Raw genomic sequence first — 21,015 nt, forward strand, 5'->3', positions numbered from 1 at the left:
CTCAATTGATAAAAAAACTTAAAACTCAATGATTATGAAAAAATTATTTTTAGCAACATTCGCAGTTTTTGTAGGATGTGCCTTTATGAATGCACAAGAAATAGCTGACAATGCCATAGGGCTTAGGTTAGGCGATGATGACGGTTTTGGTGCCGAAATTTCTTACCAGAGAGCACTTGGTGACAACAATCGGCTTGAATTGGATTTGGGTATAAGAAGCGGTAACAACTATGATGGTTTTAAATTAACAGGGCTTTATCAATGGGTATGGCAATTAGATGGTAATTTTAATTGGTATGCAGGTGCTGGTGGAGGTGTTGGCTCTTATAGCGTAGACGTACCTGGTAATGACGATTTTGACGACACCTTTCTTTTTGTAGCTGGAGACGTTGGTATAGAATATAATTTTGATATCCCATTACAGCTATCTCTAGATATTAGACCAGAACTCGGTTTTGGTGATTTTAGGGATGATGTTGGTATTGATTTAGCTTTAGGTATAAGATACCAGTTTTAAAACCATTATAATTTTATAAAATCTAACCACCTTATAACTGAGGTGGTTTTTTTATTACTTTTAGCTTCACAATGAGAAAACTAGCAATTATTGGATTAGGTCCTAGAGGTCTATTTGCTCTCGAAGAGCTTTTAAAGCAATTAGCCCAAACTAAATCCAAAATTAAAATTTTTGGATTTGAATCTACAGATTTTCCTGGAGCCGGACCTGTTTGGAATCCTAAGCAACCTAACTCTAACTGGATAAATATCACAGAGCGACTGTTGGATCAAATAAAAGAGCGACCCGAAATTAACCTATTTGGCACTACGGTTTCAGCCTTTCCTTCATACCATGATTGGTGTGATTTTTCTCTTAAAGCATTTGAAAAAGATCGTTTTCCTCCCAGAAACAAACTTGGAGAATATCTTAACCAAAGATTTGAATCCGTGCATAGCGCCATAAAAGACAACCAAATTTTTGAACTTATAAAGGCTAAGGTGCAAACAATTGACTGTGCGGACGATGGCTTTGAACTAAATTATGGCGGTGAGACCCTGCAATGTCACGATGTACTTTTAACCATTGGCCACCAACCTACTAATATCTCTGACCAGCTTAAACAATGGAAACAATTCGCTAAAAACAAAACGGCATTGAAAGTCTATGAGGATACGTATCCTGTACAACAGTTTAAAGCGCTTAAAAACAAAACAAACATGTTTGTAGGTATTAGAGGGTTTGGACTTACCATGGTTGATGCTATGAGATACCTCACCATAAACAATTATGGGAATTTCAAAATTATGGATGAGGACACCTTACAAACCTGTTATTATAAGGTCAAACCTCAAAACTTAAAACTGATACCGTTTTCATTAGACGGATTGCCACTGGCTCCTAAGCCATATAATAAAATTACAGACAATTGGTATAGTCCGAGAAATGAAGAAATAGAGACGCTTAAAAATGCTATTATAACAAGCACACAATCTAATCCAACGGCATCAGATATTAATTTTCTACTGCAACCTTTTAGCAAAATTGCTGCTAGAGTGTTTTTTGATTTATATGATAAAAGCGTGACGCATCAATCTACCAAAAAGGAAATAGAGACATTAATTCTACATTTTCTCAAAAATGATGACTATCAACATCCATTGATACAAGATAATTCCATCAACACCTACGATCTAATAAAAAAATATATCCATATGGCTTTGGGAAAAGCTCCCGTTACATTAGATTTTTGTGTTTGGCAAGTTTGGCGCCATTGCCAGCCTACTTTTTATAGAACACTGTCCCATTCTAATTTAGATGACGAACTCATGGAAGATATTATCGCATTGGATGAGCGCAGTAAACGGTTTACCTATGGTCCTCCCATTGAAAGTATGCAGCAAATTTTAGCTTTGGTAGATGCTGATGTATTGTCTCTAGATTTTGTTAACGATCCAGCAATTGAAACCATTGAGAATGGTTGGAAACTAACGAACTACAATGGTAAAACTATTTCCGTCTCAGTTATGATAAATAGTGTTCTAGACTCACCAAAATTAGTAGATGTTACTTCACCACTTGTGGTAGATATGCTTAAAAATGAATTCATTAAACCTATTCATAATGATTTAGGTATTGCGACTGAGAACGATGGTCATGTAAAATCTAAAATTAAGGACAAAACACTAACTATATCTGTATTGGGAAGATTAGCTAAAGGCAGCGTTTTAGGAGTAGATGCCGTTTTAGAATGTTTTGGACCAAGGATTAAGGATTGGGCAGCTGGTTATGTAAAACATTTATAAGCTATTCTGGTTGTTTTTCACTTAGATATTTCCAATATCGTTTTGGGACATGACGAATGTGAAGTTTCATGTTTTTTCTAGACCCAATATTGGTAGCCTTAAAATAATCTTGCCATAGTTTTTGAAATTCAAACTCTTGCTCAGAAAAATATTCAGAATCGGTTTTAGTAAAATCAAAATTCGTAGGGAAATCCATATCTATAATCTCTACTTTTTCTAGATCATAAAATAATCCGTAATGGCGTTTTATGTCATAGATCATCCATTTTTGATCCGCATAGCGCCGTTTAAAATGTTTTTGAATTAGAGGTAGCACATTAAAATCGGGCTCTATATTGGCAAAGAAAATATGGTCTTTTGTTAATCTAAATCGCACAAACGCCTCCATTCTATGCTTTTCTCTACCCACCATTTTGGCGGTTTGCGCTAATTTTAATACTGATGGATGCGAATAGTCTTTATCAATAGGGTTACTTTTTGAAAAAGCATACTGTATATAATCCAATAGTACATCCTCGATCCCTGGCTGTTCGCTTAAAAAAGCATAATATAATTGGTATCTGCCAAGAGAAGACAAACGAGATTTTAAACCTTTCCATACACGATTGGCTTTTGTCTCTTCTGTAACAATGTTCTCGTTTTCTGAAAATAAAACATTTTGATTTTCAAATTGATTTTGAATGGTGACATGTTTCAATTTTAATTCGAAAACATGGAACACTGCACTTAAAAAGCCATCAAAACTACCATCATATATGAGATTTTTTGCTTGCATCTACCCAAAAAGACTTAACTGGTTACTCAAGCTTTTTCTGTATTTGCTTGTGGAATTTTGTAAAATCAATCCTTTGATTTTTTCCGAAGTCAAATCCCGTTTTTCAAATTGATTGCTATCACAAATAATAAAGTACTGCGCTCTATTTAAGGCCACTCCAATTTTTTTGAGATGTTCCCAATTTAAACGTCTAAATCGTCTAGCATTAATAATCTTATGAACGGATTTCATCCCTAGGCCAGGTATCCTTGCCAGCATCCGCTTATCTGCTGTATTAACATCTACAGGAAATTCGTGCAGATTACGCAGCGCCCAGCCTAATTTAGGATCAATATCCAAATCGAGATGTTGATGCTGTTCATTTAGTATTTCACTAACATCAAAGCCGTAGAAACGCATCAACCAATCGGTTTGATACAATCGGTTTTCACGAAGCATTGGCACTGCTGTTCCAATCTGTGGTAAGCGATTGTCATAACTAATCGGTACATAACCTGAATAATAAACGCGCTTCAAATTATAATTTTTATAAAAGAAATTAGAGGTCTGCATAATCTGAAAATCGTTCTCACCACTAGCACCAATAATCATCTGAGTGCTCTGACCTGCTGGAGCATATTTTGGGGTGCTTTTTATAATTTTCTTTTCAGCTTTGTATTGAATGATTTCATTCTTCACCTTTACCATAGGTTTTATGAAGTCTTCGCGTTTTTTATCTGGTGCTAATTTCTTAAGTCCAGATTCGGTAGGAATTTCAATATTAACGCTAAGTCTGTCAGCATACAATCCAGCTTCACGCATCAATTCATCTGATGCACCAGGAATGGATTTTAAATGAATATAACCATTAAAGTTTTCTTCGAGCCTAAGCTTTTTGGCTACAGCAACCAAACGCTCCATGGTATAATCGGCACTCTTAAAAATTCCTGAACTCAAAAAGAGACCTTCTATATAATTTCGCCTGTAAAAATTAATAGTAAGATCTACAACTTCTTGCACCTTAAAGGCTGCACGTTTAATATCATTACTTTTTCTGGTGACACAATAAGCACAATCGAATATACAATAATTGGTAAGCAGTATTTTTAATAGTGATACACAGCGACCATCTTCGGTGTAAGAATGGCAAATGCCCATACCTGTGGCATCACCCAATCCTTTGGTGGTATTAAATCTATTGCTTCCGCTCGATGAACACGATACATCGTATTTAGCTGCGTCTGCTAGTATTTTAAGTTTTTCTTGGGTACGTTGAAACGACAATTTGAGGACCTCCGTATTATATTTACAAATATACCAATATTTGTAGTATTGTACTGCTACAATATGTAGCTTTACACCAATATATTTAGAATAAAATTTTATGGGATGCCATAAATTTTTATTATACTATTGCATATGTTGAAAAACATTACAACAATCCAAATAATACTTTTATTATCGCTAAATTTTATGAGCGCCCAACATCGTATTCCCGAGTCTATAATTAATGAAGTTAATACTGCATTATCCTACTATCCAGCATTAGAAAATACTTCTATAGAGTTTAGATTCAAAAAAAATATTAAAAAATCGACCATGCAGGCCAGACCTACATTTGGAAGTTTTTTTAGAAGTAGAAAAAACAGAAAGTACGTCATATTGATTAGTGAATCTTTTAAGATTTCGGACAAGGAATTTATGACTCGTCATATCCCTAAGGATATTTTTATTGGTTGGATTGGCCATGAACTTGGACATATTATGGATTACCAAAATCGCAGTAAACTCAACTTAATTTGGTTCGGGATAAAATATTTGCTGTCAGATAATCACATTGTTGAAGCTGAGCGTGCTGCAGATAGTTTTGCCGTAGCTTTTGGTATGGAAGATTATATTCTAAAAACTAAGGGTTTTATACTAAATCATGCCGAAATTACACAAACCTATAAAGATAGAATACAGAAATACTATTTATCTCCAGAAGAGATTATGGAGTTGGTAAAACAGCGAGATGAAAAGGCTAAAGACGATTAATCGTCGTTAACAAATGTTTCCCATTCCTTAAACTTTTCTTCGCCCATTACACGTTCCATTTTTACTTGGCCGCCTTTCTTTTTGTTACGCTCGTTCCAATCATAGAAACATTCTGGTGACACCACTTTCACCTTTACGCCATGTAGTGCTTTACTCCTCGCCACTTTATAGTTTTTATTTGCACTTTTTAGAGCGTTATCCAGAGATTCTGCTATAGCTTTTTCATCAGGATTTTTTAATTCTGAGCCTAAATACCAAAAGTGATAAAACTCATCATCCTCACCTCTTTTTGCGCAAATAGTATATTCTGGAATGGTGGTATCGTATTGTTCTTCTAATTCTCTCATAGCAGCATCCATTTTATTAACGGACAGTTGAGAGCCCACTGTGTTTAAAAAGAATTTGGTTCGGCCTGTGATTTTAATTTCGGCACGCTTTACATCGGTAAATTCTATAGTATCACCAATAAGATAGCGCCATGCTCCACTTACAGTACTAATAATTAAAACATAATCTTGTCCTAACTCTACATCCTTTAAGGTTATGGATGGAGCATCTTTAGTAAGGGAACCATCTTGATTGATATATTCTGGTTGAAACGGTACAAATTCAAAATAAATACCGTTATCAGTGTTGAGCTGCATGGCATCGGTTTCTGGTCTGACTTGGGTTGCTATATAACCCTCGGAAGCCAAATAGGTGTCAATAACAGTAACAGGTTTACCCATTAGCGCATTGAAACTCTTTTCGTAAGGTCCAAAAGCTACACCTCCAGAAGTATACACCTGTAAGTTAGGCCAAATCTCATGGATGTTATTAAGATTATGGTAATTGATAACCTCTTGAAGCATTAACTCTATCCAAGAAGGAATACCACTTAACGCACCAATATCCCAATCTTTTGCACGCTCAGCAATGCGCTGTACACGTTTATCCCAATCGTCAATTTTGGCAATGTCTTCACCTGGTTTGTAATATCCTCTAAACCAAGAAGGAATATTACTAGCACTGATACCACTAATCTCACCTTCAAGATGTTGGTCTCTTTCTTCCAGATCGGTTGAACTTCCCAACATCATAATTTCCTTTTCAAAAAAATCGGCTGGAAGATCAAAATTCTTTAATGCAAAGACCTGCTTAATCCCAGCTTGACGAATAGCTTCAATCATTTCATCCGTTACCGGAATCCGTTTGCTGGTCTTTCCCGTTGTACCAGAGCTTAATGCATAATATGTAGGACTATCTGGCCATGTGACATCAGTTTCACCATCGTGAAGCTTGTGCCACCATTCTTCATTGATTTTATTATAATCAAAATAAGGAATGCTATCGGCAAAGGCTTTCTCTGGATCAGTGCTTTTTAAAATAGCATCAAAATTATAATGCTTACCAAATTGGGTATCCTCTGCTTCTTTTAGAAGATGTACCAATGTTTCGCTTTGAGCTTCCTGGTGATTGACCTCAGAAGATAAAGCATCCTTTAGGTGAATTACACCTTTTATAATATTACCAAGTATTGCCATTTATTTCATTAAGGTTTAAGCTGCATATTTTCTACAAAGCTCTGCACATTCTCTACAGGACTTTTCGCAGACTTTACAGTGTTCATGATGATGTGCACCACAATGGTCCGCACAATACTCACAAATTTCCGCACATAACAAAGCGTACTGTTTTGCATAAGCACTATCGGCTGCCATCATTTTTATACAAATATAACACGCATCGATACATTGTACGCAACATTTAGGACAATCATTAATACTTTCCACACCTGCCATTTCTACAAGACAGTTCTGACAATCCACTAAACATTTTTGACATGCTTCTATACAAGATTTAACTATACTTTCCATATTAGAACTATTTTTATTGATTTACGTAAAATTCAGAATTCAAATTAAATTTTAATGTTTCAAAAGCCAATAATATTAACTCATAAGCAATACTTCTTTCATAAATTGAAACGAAGCTTAACAGCACGCATTTCTAGGCAAATTTTAACACAATACATAAATAGATTATCTCAAATCAATAAATCTTAGGAAACTATGTAAATAATCAATATTTTAAAAAGTATTAACCAATACATCGACCAATGACACTGAAACATTTTTTGAAAGGATTTGGAATTATTGCTATTTTAATTACCATAGCACCGATTTTTGCGGTGGATTATTGGTGGATAAGGGTTTTTGATTTTCCGCATGTGCAGCTTACCTTCTTGACAGCACTGGCTTTAACTGTTTATTTTATAAAATTTGATTTTAAGAATGAAGGGGATTATGCCTTTATAACCATTTTAGTGGCATGCTTTATTTTTCAGTTCATCAAATTTTTCCCTTATACTACTTTCGCAGATGAGGATATGTTAAAAGCTACCGATAATGCCAAAAATTCATTGAGTGTTTTAACAGCCAATGTTTATCAAGACAATGAAGACACGCAAGTTATTATCGATGCAATTAAGTCATCTAATGCAGATATAATGCTGTTTACAGAAGCTAACCAGCGTTGGAGAAATGAGATATATAATGCGATTAAAAACGATTATGACTATAAACTAGAATACCCTTTAGACAATACCTATGGTATGTTACTGTATTCTAAATTAGAGCTTGTAGACCCACAATTGAAGTTTTTAGTAGAAGATGATATTCCGTCTATACATAGCAAAGTCATCACCAGGTTTGGGGATACGGTAAAAATTCACGCTATACATCCTACTCCACCTATGCCACAGCACAATCCAAAATCTACGGATAGGGATGCAGAAATGATGATCCTTGCCAAAGAGGTAATGAACACATCATATCCAACAATTGTCATTGGTGATTTTAACGATGTACCTTGGTCTAGCACCAATCAATTATTTAAAACAGTCAGTAAAACGTTAGATCCCAGAATAGGCCGAGGAATTTACAGTACTTACAATGCCAAGAAGTTTCTGTTACGCTGGCCGTTAGATCATATTTACTGTACTAAGGAATTTAGATTTAAGTCTTATGAAGTATATTCTGAGACGTCTTCAGACCATTTTCCTGTGTATGCCGAATTCTCTCTCGAACCAGAACGCGCTTCTGAACAAGCACCTGAAGATGTTAGTCAAGAGGATTTAAATAGGGTTAACGAACAAATTAAAAATTTTAAATCACAATGAAAGATTGGTTTTACTCAGCAGATGATAATGTCTTAGCTATTTTACTAACAGCTTTAGGAACTTATATTGCACTAGTTCTATTAACACGTATAAGCGGCAAGCGAAGTTTCTCTAAAATGTCTAGTTTCGATTTTGCCATGACCGTTTCTATTGGTTCCATATTGGCAACAGTGGTTATCTCAAAATCAGTTTCACTTCAAAGTGGTATTGCTGGTTTAATGTCTATTTATGCCATACAAATGGGTGTTGCACACGCCAGAAAATGGGAAGTAATAAGAAAGTTTATGGATAATAAACCAACACTCTTAATGAAAGATGGTGAAATCATAGAAGGTAGTTTAGAAAAATGTAAGGTTACCATTTCCGATTTAAAGGCCAAATTGCGTGAAGCCAACGTCATACAGCTATCTGAAGCTAAAGCTGTTGTATTTGAATCTACTGGAGATATCTCTGTATTACATGGCTCTGATGATAGACCCATTGATGAGTGGTTGCTAGATTTTTAGCAAAAAAGTATTCTTCTAAATACCTCTTTTAAGCTCCATATAATAAATATAAAACTTAAAATTTATGTAGCTTTGCGCTGTTGAAAATTATCCTATAAAACAGCGTTATCATGAAAAACACAGCATTAACCGAAACACATAAAGCACTTGGTGCAAAGATGGTACCTTTTGCAGGTTATAACATGCCAGTACAATACGAAGGTGTTAATATAGAACACGAAACCGTACGTAATGCTGTTGGTGTTTTTGATGTGTCGCACATGGGAGAATTCCTCATTGAAGGCCCAAATGCTTTAGAACTTATTCAGAAAGTGTCTAGTAACGATGCTTCTAAACTTACCATCGGAAAAGCCCAATATAGCTGTCTACCAAATGACGATGGTGGTATTGTTGACGACTTAATTATTTATAAAATTAAGGATGAAACCTACCTACTGGTCGTTAATGCCAGTAATATTGAAAAAGACTGGAACTGGATTTCCTCAAAAAATGACGTTGGTGCTGAGATGCGCGATTTAAGTGACGATTATTCCTTATTGGCCATACAAGGCCCAAAAGCTGTTGAAGCTATGCAATCCTTATCGAGTCACGATCTATCGGAAATAAAATTCTATAATTTCGTTGTTGGTGATTTTGCTGGGATTGAGCATGTTATTATTTCCGCAACGGGTTATACTGGTAGTGGAGGATTTGAAATATACTGTAAAAACGCTGAAGTAAAACAAGTTTGGGATAAGGTTATGGAAGCTGGTGCAGATTATGGCATTAAGCCCATAGGTTTAGCAGCAAGAGACACACTTAGATTAGAAATGGGTTATTGCCTCTACGGCAACGATATTGATGATACCACTTCTCCTATTGAAGCCGGTTTGGGCTGGGTATGTAAGTTCACTAAGGACTTTACCAATAGCGAAGCGCTTAAGGCAGAAAAAGAGCGTACACCAGAACGCAAATTAGTAGCGTTTAAATTAGACGAACGTGGTATTCCACGTCAAGGTTATGATATCGTTGATGGTAATGGTAAAATTATCGGTAACGTTACATCAGGTACCATGAGCCCAAGTTTGGGCATTGGTATTGGTTTGGGCTATGTGCCAACCGTATTTTCTAAACCAGATAGTAAAATTTTTATTCAAGTACGTAAGAAAGCCATACCTGCAACCGTTGTAAAGTTACCGTTTTACAAAAAAGCTTAACCATTGTATTAGAAGGTAGATTGATTAATGAAGAAGACTATAAATACTAAACATCGCATATTAATACTTGGCGCAAGTGGTTACCTAGGCCATGCCATTTATAAGGAATTGGGCCCTTACTTTAAAACCTTCGGCACCTATCGCACTCCGAAAAGAGAATTTGAGCAGAACAAACAATTCTTTCATTATAATGTCGAAGAGGATGATGTCTATGAAATACTAGAAGTTACCAAACCCACGGTTATTATCTCAGCGTTACGTGGTGATTTTAATGCACAGACCATAGCCCATCAGCACGTTGCAGAATACGCTTTAGAATTTGGCTGTAAAATCATTTTTCTTTCTTCTGCCAATGCTTTTGATGCTTACAGTAAATATCCGAGTTACGAGCAAGATAAAACCCTAAGCCATAGTATTTACGGTCATTTTAAAATTAAGATCGAAAATATGCTACTGCGATTGCCAAAAAAACAAGTTGCCGTATTACGGTTACCTATGGTTTTTGGTACTAATTGTCCTAGAATTCAAGAAATAAAACAGCATATTTCTGAAAAAGAGCCTGTTGAAATTTTTCCGAATCTTATCATGAATGTGACACTCGATAAAAAAGTGACACAGCAAATACACTACATCATTAACAGGGAAAAACATGGTGTGTTTCATTTAGGAAGTACGGATTTAGTACATCATGATGAATTTATAAAAAGCATCATTGCCCAATTTACAGAAACCAAGGTGAAGTTAAAGCATGTGTTTACCACCAACGAAGATCGTTATCTAGCGGTTTTACCGAAATTCAATAAACTGCCTAAGCACCTTCAGGTAACTAGTGATTTTGTTTTAGAAGAAGTTTGTAAATAGTTTGCAGTCTTCAGTTGGCAGTATGCAGTATGGCTAGGCAATATTTTAAAGTCAATACTTACTCGTCACGCTTCCTGCTTCATACTTCGTGCTTCGTGCTTCGTGCTTCAAGCTTTCTGAAAAATAAATACTTTTTAATTGTTGTAACCTTATCAGGATTTATTTAATTTTAAGCATAAATCCAAATACATGAAATTAGACGAATCCACCATTGAAAAAAAATTACTTCGCTTCCCAGATTGGGAATATCATAACAATGCCATCCATGCCGAATTTGAATTTGACAACTTCAAGGATTGCTTTAGTGCCATGAGCCGAATCGCTTTTGAGTGCGAAGCACAAAACCACCATCCGGATTGGAGCAATGTTTATAATGTATTGAAAATATCGCTTTCTACGCACGATGCTGATGGTGTTACCAATAAGGACTTTAAACTTGCCGAAGCCATTGAGGCTATCGTAGAAGTTGAGGAGTAATTCAGTAAGCCGTGTTCAGTTCGCAGTATGCAGTTCTTTAATTACGAATAGGTTCTTAATACATTCAATATTTTTTTAAATTTGCTTTGCCTTCAAAACAACTTTAGGCATTTTAAATAACTTATAACATAACTAGATTTCCGTTCCTGCCTGCCGGCAGGCAGGTTCACGGAAATGAAAATATAATTTTCAATGGGAAGAGCTTTCGAATTTAGAAAAGCAAGAAAAATGAAACGTTGGTCAGCCATGAGCAAGGCCTTTACGCGTATAGGTAAGGACATTGTAATGGCTGTAAAGGAAGGTGGACCAGATCCTGATAGCAATTCGAGATTACGAGCGGTGATTCAGAATGCCAAGTCCGTAAACATGCCCAAGGACAATATTGAGCGTGCCATAAAACGTGCCAGTGATAAAAATCAAGGGGATTATAAAGAAGTAATTTTTGAAGGTTACGCCCAACACGGTATTGCCGTACTTATAGAAACAGCTACGGACAACAATACACGTACGGTGGCCAATGTGCGCTCTTACTTTAATAAGACCGATGGTAGTTTAGGCACCTCTGGCTCCGTAGTTTTTATGTTTGACCACACCTGTAATTTTAAGATTAAGGGTGATGACCTGGATTTGGAAGAATTGGAACTGGAACTTATTGATTTTGGTGTTGAAGAAATTTTTGAGGACACCGACGAAAATGAAGATGGCGAAGAAATTACCAGCGTAATGATCTATGCACCTTTTGAGAGTTTTGGAAACATTCAATCTTACCTAGAGGAAAACAATATTGAGATTATATCTTCTGGTTTTGAACGTATTCCACAAGTGACCAAAAAATTAACACCAGAACAGGCGGAAGATGTAGAAAAGCTTTTAGAAAAGCTGGAGGAAGATGATGATGTACAGAACGTGTATCATACCATGGAAGAATCAGCGTAATGTGCTGTAGCAGTTAATCGATGTCTAAATTTTCAATTAATCATATAGCACTTTCGGTAAAGGATGTTACTGCCGCTGTTGAGTTTTACCAAAAGGTCTTTCAACTTAAGGACATAGAAAATACAGCTTCAGACTCTAAAACGCGCTGGTTAGCTTTTGATGATAACATACAATTGCATCTCATCCCAAGACCCAATGCCGACATTAAAACCAATAAAGCAGTGCATTTTGCTGTATCCACTGACAATATCAGTGCTTTTACAGAACGTTTGGACGCTTTAAAAATAGACTACTCGGATTGGGTGAACTCACCAAACAAGGACTACATCAGAAAAGACGGAGTGATTCAGGTGTATTTTCAAGATGTTGATGGCTATTGGATTGAGGTCAACGATTTTAATGAACAATAAGCTTCTACCCTACTGTTAAAGAGAATCCAAAGGACTTGTTATTTTAGATTTACTACGAGGTGTTACTTTAGTGTAAACCTGTGTGGTCTTTATAGAATTATGGCCCAATAATTCTTGAATAAAACGCATATCTGCACCAGATTCCAATAGATGTGTAGCGTAGGAATGCCGTAACCCATGGATACCGATTTCTTTTTTTATACGCGCTTTTTTCATGGCGTTTTTAAAAACCTGCTGTAAACTAGATACAGCATAGGCACCACCATATTGTCCTTCTAACAGATATAGTTTTGGTCGGTACACTTTGTAGTATTCCCTTAGTGCAGGCAAAATACTTTTGGGCAGTGGTACATAACGATCCTTTTTGCCCTTTGCACCCTTTACGTGCACTACCATACGTTTGCTATCTATGTCATTTATTTTTAGCCCTACTACTTCAGAGACCCTTAATCCCATGCCATAAGATAATTGCAGTGCAATTCTATGCTTTAAGTTTGTGGTAACCCTAAAGAGTTTCTTTACTTCAGATTTACTGAGCATTTTTGGCAAGGTCTGTGGTTTTTTTGGCCTCGGAATATCAAAAAACATCTTTGGTCGGTGCAGTACCTGCTCAAAATAAAACTTAATGGCATTGATTTTTCCGTTCATCTTTCGTTCGCCCATTTTCTTTACTTTAATGCAATAGAGAAAATAATCCTTTAACCGTTTAGGGTTTAAATCGCCAACATAATAATCGTCGAGCAAATTGAGCAAGTGATAAAATTCGGCGAGGTATATACGTTTGGTACTTTGACTATACCTTTTTAAGGTGAGTTGTTCATTTAAATCTAAATAAGCTTGTTGATTAACCATGTGAAGTCGCTTTGCCTTTTCCGCTACCGTGTTTTGTGGTTTTAGGTTTAGCGCTTTTCTTACCGAAGGTAAATCTGGTAAGTACCATGATTTTTTTGAGGCACTCCATCGTGCTGACGGAAACCGTTGACGTAGCGCATTTTTTAGGGCTACATCGTAGTCAAATTTTACAAGGATCACTTTCTTTTGATTATGGACGGCGACGTCGAAGGTATACTTATTAAAATCCATACAGGTATTTTATATAATGTGTGGTATAAAAATAACAAATATGTTATACAATACACACGATATCATAATTTTATTTACGTCTTTGGTGCTGGGTGTTTGCAAATAATTCTTATATTCGGTAACAGAAACGTATATACAGAGTTATATACGAGTTGGCAATAATTATAACCAACCTCGCGTAACACAATCAAAACTCAATCGTCTTATAATAAACAACCAATGAAAAATATTATTTATTTCCTATTTCTTACAACGGCAATTTCGAGTTGTCAATCAAACAAAAATGAATTAAACAAACAAAAAGATTTTAGCTTTCTTACTGACAGTTTAAAAATTGACCAAAAATTAGAAAATTATAAACTTGCAGGATTTAGTCTTGTGGTGTTTGAAAATTATGACATAGTTTATTCAAACCAGTTTGGACTTAAATCAACAAATTCTGATGAAAAAATAGACGATAATACGGCATTTTCTACAGCATCAATTTCAAAACCAATAACCGCACTTCTATGTTTTATATTAGAGGTAAAAGGATTAATCGATTTAGATGAACCAATAGACAACTATCTTAAACGTTGGCATTTGCCCAAGAGCCAATTTACTGAAAACAAAAATCCGACTTGGAAACAATTTTTAAATCATACGGCTGGAACAAGCCAACACGGTTTTGCAGACTTTTACGAAGGAGATACAATTCCAACAATAAAACAAAGTCTTTTAGGGCAATTGCCACGATATGACAAAGAAATTGAGTTTTTATTTACACCAGGAACAAGTTGGTCTTATAGCGGAGGCGGTTATGTTATTGTTCAAATGGCATTAGAGGACACTTTAAATAAGTCAATTGCAGAACTTGCAGATGAATACATCTTCTCACCTCTCGACTTGAAAAACACAACAATGATTCAGCCCAACCAAAAAGGATTTTTAACGAATGTCGCTCTTGTTCACGACAAGGACAACAAGGTTATAAAAACAGGTTTGCCAATAACACCGCAAGTTGCACCTTCAGGATTATGGTCAACACCGACTGAATTAGCCAAATTAACCATAGAAATACAAAATGCCTTACGAAATAAAGAGAACAAGATAATTTCTCATAATGTTGCCAAAAAAGCAATAGAAGTTACAGCCTTGAAAGATGCTGTCGGAGGTTGGAGTTATGGATGGCAAAGGTCATTTGGTTTTGACAACTACGATTGGTTTATGTGCAATGGTTCCAATACTGGAGTTGGTGGTGATATTTTTGCCACTACAACAGATGGGAATGGTTTTGTTTTTCTTGCTAATGGAGAAAAACCAAATCGTTTTCCAGTTATTGACGAAACTCGAATAAAGCTTTTATCTCTTATGAATTGGGAGCAAGAGTTGCCAAAAGAGGAAACAAAGGAAATACCCAATGACCTAAAAATAAGTTTGATTGGCACTTATGAAGACTTTCTTTACGGACAAGGAATGCCAGCCAAAATATTAGAAAAAAATGACCGCCTTTACGTGGAATCCCCATTCTTTGAACATTTTAAAGGACAAAAAAATAGTGAAATGGTTTACTTGAAAAATGGATTATTTAAAATCATTGACTATCCAAATTTTTTAAAATTCAACATAAAAGATGGAAAACCAAAATCTGTGATTTTAACAAGAGATAATCTGAATGTTGAAATTGAATTAAACGACAGCGAGAAATAACTATTGCCAACACCGTATAAAATTAATTGCTTGCTTCTAGCCTACTTACGAAAGTCCTCGCGGACTTTCTATCTGTGATTTATTTGCTAACTTTAATGCTTAAACCACGCAACTAATCTTATACAAAACCGTTGTGAGCAATATCCGAAAAACATTACGCAGAAATAAATGTTAAGTTTCAGAAAAAATAATTTAGATAAAATAAAGTCATTTATTCGGAATTCGGAAGAAATCGAAATTGAACAATCTGACAAAGAAAAACTAATCAAAATGATTAGACCAACTGTTGGAATTAGGACTAAACCGAGTGACGATAAAAACGTAAAAGTTGGAAAATCTAAAATTGGTGGGAAACCTGATTTACCAAAAGGCTTTGAATGGCCAAAAAAAGATAACAAATCAATGTTATTTTGTGCTCAATATAATTTAGCTGAAATAACAAAATTTGACAAAGAAAACATCTTGCCGAAAAAAGGATTTTTCTACATCTTTTTGAGTCTTGACCAAGAATGGAATGAATTTAATGGAGTAAACCAACCGTTTAAATTTATATTCAGCGAAACTGAAAATATCATTCGAACGGAATTCCCAAATGACCTTGAAGAAAATCAGACATTTAAAACAGCCGAAATCGAATATTTTCAATTTTACACAATACCAGACGATGAGAATTACAAACTATTCGAGTTTGAGAAAAAATATGAGGATTTTTACTTTTATTTTTATCAACCTACGGATGAATATCTAATAGAAGAACTTTACGAAGATTCAAATAAAATGCATCAAATTCTTGGATACGACAGGTCAATCCAATCAAGTGTAGTTTATGAATTCGCTTCAAAAGAATTAGGTCTTTATTTAGCCGAAAGTTCGGAATATAAAAAAAGATGGAATGATATAGTGGAATTGTCGAAAACTTATGAGTTGTTGTTACAATTAGACTGTTTTGATTCGAATACTGATTTGACAAAATTTGGTGGAAGTGGAACTTATTATTTCGGACTATCAAAAACTGATTTAGAAAAAAAGAACTTTAATAATATAAAGATGTCGTTTCAAATGACATAAAATACTGCGTACAACAACGTGTATAATTAATTGCTTTGGTCGTTGCTTATTTGGAAAATTCCTTCGGAATTTTCTCGCGTTCGTTTTTGTTTACTAAATTAGTTGCTGAAACACGCAACTAACCATACACAAAACCGTTGTGCATAATGCGAAAAATCATTCTGAAATTGAAAGTTTGAACTAAAAAAGCCAACGCGCAAACAGCACATTTATTTTTTTGCCAACGCGAAAAGCCAACGCTTAAAAAAATAAAAGAGCTGTTTCTTTGCCAACGCTAATTCCGTTCTTGACAATAGGAATAAAAAACTTTGCAACGCCATTGCATCATTAAATTTTTATCTTTGTAATTGTGAAATTTGTAACAATCATATTATCATTAATTATACTATTGCTTTCAGCAAAGCCTTGTTCTGATGGGCAAAATATAGAAGACCAGCAGCATCAAGACGAGATAAGTACAAATCACAACCACCAAGAAGATAGCGACGATTCATGTCCTGTAACTTGCATTTGTAATTGTTGCGGTATGACAATAACTTACGAACCCATCAAGACATTTGATTTAAAACTTAATATTGAAATCTCAACGGAGTTAATTTCTACATATCAGCCTATTTATAGGTTTAATTTCCTTTCCAATATTTGGCATCCGCCACAAGTAATCAGCTAAAACAAATCGATTTTAAATCAATTATTTAGTTAATTACAAATACAATTCAATGAATAAATACCTATTGAGCATAAAGCTCATATTAATACTTTGCCTATCGTTACAGGCACAAACGTCAGACATACAAATAAAAGTCCTAACAGAAGCTGAAAACGAGCCTTTATTGGGTGCTACGGTTTATTTTGAAGCATTAGAAAAAGGAGCAGTAACCGATTTGGATGGTATTGCAACTTTTACAGAAATACCGGATGGTCAGCATCAAATAATAATTTCCTTTTTAGGTTTTGAAACATTTGAAACAACAATTCAAATTCCAAGCAATACAGCGTTTGTCTTTAAATTAAAAGAAGGTGGTAATCAATTAGATGCTGTAGTACTGCAATCTTCAAGAAGTACGAGAACCGTTAGAAAAATACCGACACGTATAGAGTTTATAGATGCAGAGGAATTAGGAGAAAAAGCTATAATGAATCCTACTAATATTTCTATGGTGCTTCGAGAAAGTACGGGAATACAGATGCAACAAACATCATTAAGTAGTGGGAGTACCAATATTCGTATTCAAGGATTGGACGGTAGGTACACACAGCTTTTAAGAGATGGGTTTCCATTATACGGTGGTTTCTCAAGTGGTTTGAGTATTTTACAAATCCCACCTTTAGACTTACAACAATTTGAAATTATTAAAGGAAGTTCGTCAACACTTTATGGTGGAGGTGCTATTGCAGGATTGGCAAATATGGTATCTAAAACACCAGACTTTGAACCTGCATTAGATATAATGCTTACACAAACACAAACGTTAGGAAGTACAGCCAATGTTTTTTATAGCAAACGAAATGAAAAATTTGGTGTATCACTTTATGGTTCTGGTCATTATCAAAAAGCATACGACCCAGAAGATGATGGCTTTAGCAACCTACCAAAAACAACATCAATTTCTTTTAATCCTAAATTGTTTTATTATCCATCAGAGAAAACAACACTTTGGTTTGGGTTAAACGGAACGTATGACGATAGAATTGGTGGAGATATTACCAAAATTGAAAGTGGAGAAAATGGCATACATCAATATACTGAAGAAAACAATTCAAAACGATTAAGCAGTCAATTGGTATATCAAACACAATTAGATTCTGTTAGTTCATTAGAGTTTAAAAATAGTGTCTCTTTTTTCGATAGGAATTTAACAGTTCCGGATTTCAATTTTGATGGCAAACAGACAAATACCTTTACTGAAATCTCATATAACACAGTTTCAGAAAAAACGGATTGGATAGTTGGAGCTAATCTATATACCTCAAATTTTGATGAAAATGATAACGCACCGCTACAGCGAGACCAAAAAGATGTGACCTTTGGAGCATTTGCAAATAATATTTATGACTTATCAGATAATTGGATATTAGAAACAGGATTAAGAGCAGATTATAATACTGATTTCGGTTTCTTTCCACTTCCAAGAATTTCATTACTCTACAAAAATGATAGTGGGTTTTCAAGTAGAATTGGTGGAGGTTTAGGGTATAAGATTCCAGATATTTTTACAGAAGAAGCAGAGTATATTAATTTTGAAAATGTCCTCGCCATAGATAAATCAACAATAGATGCAGAACGTTCTTATGGTATCAATTTCGATGTAAACTATCAAACACGATTATCTGATGAGATTGGTTTTTCTATAAACCAATTATTCTATGTGACTGCAATAAATGATGGATTGCTTTTAAATTCAACAGATAACGGATTATTTCAGTTTGAAAATGCCCCAGATGAAATTTTAAGTAAAGGAGCAGAAACAAATATAAAATTTACTTACAAAGACTTTAGATGGTTTTTAAACTATGCGCTTATTGATACCAAACTAAATTATTTACCTGGTAATCCACAGAAGCCATTAACCGCAAGACATAACGCAGGTAGTGTTTTAATGTACGAATCTGAAAAATGGCGAATTGGTTATGAAACCTTTTATACGGGAAAACAGTTTTTATCTAATGGAACCGAAACTACAGACTTTGTAACTATGGGTTTATTGGTTATGCGTAACTTTAAATTAGGAAGTGTATTTGTAAATTTTGAAAACTTTACAGATAGAAGACAAAGCAGATTTTCACCTTTAGTTTTACCGCCACACGACAATCCTGTTTTTCCAGAGATTTATGCACCTACAGATGGTTTTATATTTAGTGTAGGACTTATTATTAAACCATTTGGTAACGAAGACCACGATTAATTATGAAAACAATAGAACAACTATTAGAGTCAAAAAATATACGTGTTACCGCAATGCGTTTATTAATTTATAGGTTTCTTGCTGAAAAAAAGGTAGCAGTAACTTTGAGTGATATAGAAAATGCATTTGAAAAAGCAGATAGAACTACCTTATACAGAACCATTAAAACCTTTGAAGAGAATGTTATTGTTCATCAAATAGACGATGGTACAGGAATTACTAAATATGCATTATGTGAAGAAGGATGTAATTGTGATATAAAAAACGATTTGCATTTACATTTCCATTGTAACAATTGCAATGAAACCATTTGCCTAACAGAACATAAAATACCGCAAATTAAAGTACCTGATGGTTTTGTGTCAGAGAATGTGAACTTGGTGGTAAAAGGTATTTGCGCTAAGTGTAGTGGTTAATTATTGCACAACCATTGCACTTATAATTACAGTACATTTATACAAAATTAGAGGATATGAAGTTTAATACTAAAATACCTAAACATCTGAAAAAGGCGTATAACGAAGAATTAGAACAATACAGTTTCTGTTTAGAAAATAAGCGATTTTGTGATGCTTGGTATCATTTAGAACGCAGTCATATCATAGGTCAATCTTATCCAATAGAACATACCTATTCACATTGGTTAATGCTAAAATTTGGATTTCGACATAAAGACACTAAAGAGGTAATAGGACAAATAATTAGGTTGCTTGTGGGTGGCTGGAAATCATTTATAAATTACGTACCACTTGGCAATACAGGTGGTGCAAACGTGCTACCATTAAAACGTATGCCAATTCCAAATGACATTGAAAAATTATTAGATATATAATGAAAAATAAATTAACGGTTACAAGTATCCTAACAGCAATCACAGCTTCATTATGTTGTATTACACCAGTTTTGGCTCTAATCGCAGGAACAAGCGGAATTGCTTCAGCATTTTCTTGGATAGAACCTTTTAGACCTTATCTAATTGGACTGACAGTTTTAGTTCTTGGATTTGCTTGGTATCAAAAATTAAAATCAGAAAAAGAAATAGACTGTGAATGTGAAACGGATGAAAAACCAAAATTTATGCAGTCAAAAACCTTTTTAGGCATTGTAACAATATTCGCAGTAGTGATGTTGGCGTTCCCATACTACTCAAGTATATTTTATCCAAATTCAGAGAAACAAATGGTTATCGTTGATAAATCAAATATCAAAACAATAGAATATAAAATTAGCGGAATGACCTGTGCCAGTTGTGAAGCACACGTAAACCACGAAGTAAATAAACTTAACGGAATTGTAAACTCAAAAACATCATACGAAAATGGTAACGCAATCATTGAGTTTGATAAAACCAAAACCAATGAAGCGGAAATTGAGAAAGCAATTAATTCTACAGGTTATAAAGTAACTAATAAAAAAGAAAATTAATGAAAATTATGCTAAAATCGGAAATCACTTGCCCTAACTGCGGACATAAAAAAGTGGAAGATATGCCTAATAACGCTTGTCAATTCTTTTACGAGTGTGAGCATTGTAAAACGGTTCTAAAACCAAACGAAGGAGATTGTTGTGTGTATTGTTCTTATGGAACAGTTCCTTGTCCACCAATTCAACAAAACAAAAGTTGTTGTTAA

Annotated in this window: 23 protein-coding genes; 18 read left to right on the forward strand and 5 right to left on the reverse strand. The window is 34.7% G+C overall.

Annotated elements, in window-relative coordinates; translation table 11 throughout:
* Positions 1-34 precede the first annotated feature (34 nt).
* Both F1003_RS02195 and F1003_RS02200 read left to right on the forward strand, forming a co-directional pair.
* Positions 35-517 carry a hypothetical protein gene (locus F1003_RS02195; RefSeq protein WP_155087561.1) on the forward strand — a complete coding sequence of 161 codons (483 nt, stop codon included), beginning with the start codon at positions 35-37 and terminating at the stop codon, positions 515-517.
* A gap of 71 nt (positions 518-588) precedes the next feature.
* Positions 589-2,301, forward strand: a complete 1,713-nt coding sequence (locus F1003_RS02200; RefSeq protein WP_155087562.1) for an FAD/NAD(P)-binding protein — start codon at positions 589-591, stop codon at positions 2,299-2,301.
* Position 2,302: 1 nt separating this feature from the next.
* On the opposite strand, the gene F1003_RS02205 is transcribed toward F1003_RS02200, so the two are convergent.
* Positions 2,303-3,076 (reverse strand): TIGR03915 family putative DNA repair protein, encoded by a 774-nt coding sequence (locus F1003_RS02205; RefSeq protein ID WP_155087563.1) that lies wholly within the window; start codon positions 3,074-3,076, stop codon positions 2,303-2,305.
* Positions 3,077-4,339, reverse strand: coding sequence for a putative DNA modification/repair radical SAM protein (locus tag F1003_RS02210; RefSeq protein WP_155087564.1), 1,263 nt, complete (start codon positions 4,337-4,339; stop codon positions 3,077-3,079).
* Positions 4,340-4,528: 189 nt separating this feature from the next.
* On the opposite strand from F1003_RS02210, the gene F1003_RS02215 reads away from it, so the two are divergent.
* On the forward strand, positions 4,529-5,092 hold the full coding sequence (locus F1003_RS02215; protein WP_155087565.1) for a hypothetical protein: 564 nt from the start codon (positions 4,529-4,531) through the stop codon (positions 5,090-5,092).
* Here F1003_RS02215 and F1003_RS02220 read toward each other — a convergent pair.
* Together F1003_RS02220 and F1003_RS18445 are read right to left on the reverse strand one after the other, a co-directional pair.
* Complete coding sequence (locus tag F1003_RS02220) at positions 5,089-6,615, reverse strand: GH3 family acyl-acid amido synthetase (RefSeq protein WP_155087566.1); 1,527 nt, start codon at positions 6,613-6,615, stop codon at positions 5,089-5,091. The two genes, F1003_RS02215 and F1003_RS02220, sit on opposite strands and share 4 nt — an antisense overlap.
* A 15-nt stretch (positions 6,616-6,630) precedes the next feature.
* On the reverse strand, positions 6,631-6,948 hold the full coding sequence (locus tag F1003_RS18445) for a four-helix bundle copper-binding protein (RefSeq protein WP_497986917.1): 318 nt from the start codon (positions 6,946-6,948) through the stop codon (positions 6,631-6,633).
* Positions 6,949-7,190: 242 nt separating this feature from the next.
* Here F1003_RS18445 and F1003_RS02225 point away from each other — a divergent pair, with 242 nt between their 5' ends.
* The 7 genes from F1003_RS02225 (at position 7,191) to F1003_RS02255 (ending at position 12,638) form a co-directional block, all read left to right on the forward strand.
* Positions 7,191-8,252: an endonuclease/exonuclease/phosphatase family protein gene (locus F1003_RS02225; RefSeq protein WP_155087567.1), complete on the forward strand. Its 1,062-nt coding sequence runs from the start codon at positions 7,191-7,193 to the stop codon at positions 8,250-8,252.
* The gene (locus F1003_RS02230; protein WP_155087568.1) at positions 8,249-8,758 is read left to right on the forward strand and encodes a DUF421 domain-containing protein; all 510 of its coding nucleotides are present in this window, start codon (positions 8,249-8,251) and stop codon (positions 8,756-8,758) included. Before F1003_RS02225 ends, F1003_RS02230 begins: the two co-directional genes overlap by 4 nt.
* Before the next feature lie 110 nt (positions 8,759-8,868).
* Positions 8,869-9,954 (forward strand): glycine cleavage system aminomethyltransferase GcvT, encoded by a 1,086-nt coding sequence (gcvT, locus tag F1003_RS02235; RefSeq protein ID WP_155087569.1) that lies wholly within the window; start codon positions 8,869-8,871, stop codon positions 9,952-9,954.
* A 27-nt stretch (positions 9,955-9,981) separates the two neighbouring features.
* Positions 9,982-10,815 carry a sugar nucleotide-binding protein gene (locus F1003_RS02240; RefSeq protein ID WP_155087570.1) on the forward strand — a complete coding sequence of 278 codons (834 nt, stop codon included), beginning with the start codon at positions 9,982-9,984 and terminating at the stop codon, positions 10,813-10,815.
* Positions 10,816-11,004: 189 nt separating this feature from the next.
* Positions 11,005-11,292 (forward strand): 4a-hydroxytetrahydrobiopterin dehydratase, encoded by a 288-nt coding sequence (locus F1003_RS02245; protein ID WP_155087571.1) that lies wholly within the window; start codon positions 11,005-11,007, stop codon positions 11,290-11,292.
* Between the two features lie 192 nt (positions 11,293-11,484).
* Positions 11,485-12,228, forward strand: coding sequence for a YebC/PmpR family DNA-binding transcriptional regulator (locus F1003_RS02250; protein ID WP_155087572.1), 744 nt, complete (start codon positions 11,485-11,487; stop codon positions 12,226-12,228).
* Between the two features lie 20 nt (positions 12,229-12,248).
* Positions 12,249-12,638, forward strand: a complete 390-nt coding sequence (locus tag F1003_RS02255) for a VOC family protein (RefSeq protein ID WP_155087573.1) — start codon at positions 12,249-12,251, stop codon at positions 12,636-12,638.
* A 15-nt stretch (positions 12,639-12,653) separates the two neighbouring features.
* Here the strand turns inward: F1003_RS02255 and F1003_RS02260 are convergent, their stop codons facing one another.
* Positions 12,654-13,721: a tyrosine-type recombinase/integrase gene (locus F1003_RS02260; protein ID WP_155087574.1), complete on the reverse strand. Its 1,068-nt coding sequence runs from the start codon at positions 13,719-13,721 to the stop codon at positions 12,654-12,656.
* 219 nt (positions 13,722-13,940) lie between these two features.
* Here F1003_RS02260 and F1003_RS02265 point away from each other — a divergent pair, with 219 nt between their 5' ends.
* From F1003_RS02265 to F1003_RS16895, 8 genes are all read left to right on the forward strand, one after another.
* Entirely contained in the window at positions 13,941-15,410 is a 1,470-nt protein-coding gene (locus tag F1003_RS02265; RefSeq protein ID WP_155087575.1) for a serine hydrolase domain-containing protein, read from the forward strand.
* A gap of 270 nt (positions 15,411-15,680) precedes the next feature.
* On the forward strand, positions 15,681-16,478 hold the full coding sequence (locus F1003_RS02270; protein WP_162306877.1) for a DUF1963 domain-containing protein: 798 nt from the start codon (positions 15,681-15,683) through the stop codon (positions 16,476-16,478).
* Between the two features lie 349 nt (positions 16,479-16,827).
* On the forward strand, positions 16,828-17,148 hold the full coding sequence (locus F1003_RS17240) for a DUF6660 family protein (RefSeq protein WP_368732348.1): 321 nt from the start codon (positions 16,828-16,830) through the stop codon (positions 17,146-17,148).
* A gap of 49 nt (positions 17,149-17,197) precedes the next feature.
* Positions 17,198-19,384 carry a TonB-dependent receptor gene (locus F1003_RS02275; protein WP_155087577.1) on the forward strand — a complete coding sequence of 729 codons (2,187 nt, stop codon included), beginning with the start codon at positions 17,198-17,200 and terminating at the stop codon, positions 19,382-19,384.
* A 2-nt stretch (positions 19,385-19,386) separates the two neighbouring features.
* On the forward strand, positions 19,387-19,800 hold the full coding sequence (locus tag F1003_RS02280) for a Fur family transcriptional regulator (protein ID WP_155087578.1): 414 nt from the start codon (positions 19,387-19,389) through the stop codon (positions 19,798-19,800).
* Between the two features lie 56 nt (positions 19,801-19,856).
* Positions 19,857-20,216 carry a DUF3703 domain-containing protein gene (locus F1003_RS02285; protein ID WP_155087579.1) on the forward strand — a complete coding sequence of 120 codons (360 nt, stop codon included), beginning with the start codon at positions 19,857-19,859 and terminating at the stop codon, positions 20,214-20,216.
* Positions 20,216-20,809: a mercuric transport protein MerTP gene (gene merTP, locus F1003_RS02290; protein ID WP_155087580.1), complete on the forward strand. Its 594-nt coding sequence runs from the start codon at positions 20,216-20,218 to the stop codon at positions 20,807-20,809. Before F1003_RS02285 ends, merTP begins: the two co-directional genes overlap by 1 nt.
* Complete coding sequence (locus F1003_RS16895; RefSeq protein ID WP_155087581.1) at positions 20,809-21,015, forward strand: GDCCVxC domain-containing (seleno)protein; 207 nt, start codon at positions 20,809-20,811, stop codon at positions 21,013-21,015. Before merTP ends, F1003_RS16895 begins: the two co-directional genes overlap by 1 nt.

The sequence above is a fragment of the Winogradskyella ouciana genome, from assembly GCF_009709615.1.
Classification (GTDB): domain Bacteria; phylum Bacteroidota; class Bacteroidia; order Flavobacteriales; family Flavobacteriaceae; genus Winogradskyella; species Winogradskyella ouciana.

Bases quoted from the DNA above. Each gene is read 5' to 3' on its own strand.
- F1003_RS02195 (WP_155087561.1), top strand. From the start codon at position 35: ATGAAAAAATTATTTTTAGCAACATTCGCAGTTTTTGTAGGATGTGCC.
- F1003_RS02200 (WP_155087562.1), top strand. From the start codon at position 589: ATGAGAAAACTAGCAATTATTGGATTAGGTCCTAGAGGTCTATTTGCT.
- F1003_RS02205 (WP_155087563.1), bottom strand. From the start codon at position 3,076: ATGCAAGCAAAAAATCTCATATATGATGGTAGTTTTGATGGCTTTTTA.
- F1003_RS02215 (WP_155087565.1), top strand. From the start codon at position 4,529: ATGAGCGCCCAACATCGTATTCCCGAGTCTATAATTAATGAAGTTAAT.
- F1003_RS02220 (WP_155087566.1), bottom strand. From the start codon at position 6,615: ATGGCAATACTTGGTAATATTATAAAAGGTGTAATTCACCTAAAGGAT.
- F1003_RS18445 (WP_497986917.1), bottom strand. From the start codon at position 6,948: ATGGAAAGTATAGTTAAATCTTGTATAGAAGCATGTCAAAAATGTTTA.
- F1003_RS02225 (WP_155087567.1), top strand. From the start codon at position 7,191: ATGACACTGAAACATTTTTTGAAAGGATTTGGAATTATTGCTATTTTA.
- F1003_RS02230 (WP_155087568.1), top strand. From the start codon at position 8,249: ATGAAAGATTGGTTTTACTCAGCAGATGATAATGTCTTAGCTATTTTA.
- gcvT (WP_155087569.1), top strand. From the start codon at position 8,869: ATGAAAAACACAGCATTAACCGAAACACATAAAGCACTTGGTGCAAAG.
- F1003_RS02240 (WP_155087570.1), top strand. From the start codon at position 9,982: ATGAAGAAGACTATAAATACTAAACATCGCATATTAATACTTGGCGCA.
- F1003_RS02245 (WP_155087571.1), top strand. From the start codon at position 11,005: ATGAAATTAGACGAATCCACCATTGAAAAAAAATTACTTCGCTTCCCA.
- F1003_RS02250 (WP_155087572.1), top strand. From the start codon at position 11,485: ATGGGAAGAGCTTTCGAATTTAGAAAAGCAAGAAAAATGAAACGTTGG.
- F1003_RS02255 (WP_155087573.1), top strand. From the start codon at position 12,249: ATGTCTAAATTTTCAATTAATCATATAGCACTTTCGGTAAAGGATGTT.
- F1003_RS02260 (WP_155087574.1), bottom strand. From the start codon at position 13,721: ATGGATTTTAATAAGTATACCTTCGACGTCGCCGTCCATAATCAAAAG.
- F1003_RS02265 (WP_155087575.1), top strand. From the start codon at position 13,941: ATGAAAAATATTATTTATTTCCTATTTCTTACAACGGCAATTTCGAGT.
- F1003_RS02270 (WP_162306877.1), top strand. From the start codon at position 15,681: ATGATTAGACCAACTGTTGGAATTAGGACTAAACCGAGTGACGATAAA.
- F1003_RS02275 (WP_155087577.1), top strand. From the start codon at position 17,198: ATGAATAAATACCTATTGAGCATAAAGCTCATATTAATACTTTGCCTA.
- F1003_RS02280 (WP_155087578.1), top strand. From the start codon at position 19,387: ATGAAAACAATAGAACAACTATTAGAGTCAAAAAATATACGTGTTACC.
- F1003_RS02285 (WP_155087579.1), top strand. From the start codon at position 19,857: ATGAAGTTTAATACTAAAATACCTAAACATCTGAAAAAGGCGTATAAC.
- merTP (WP_155087580.1), top strand. From the start codon at position 20,216: ATGAAAAATAAATTAACGGTTACAAGTATCCTAACAGCAATCACAGCT.
- F1003_RS16895 (WP_155087581.1), top strand. From the start codon at position 20,809: ATGAAAATTATGCTAAAATCGGAAATCACTTGCCCTAACTGCGGACAT.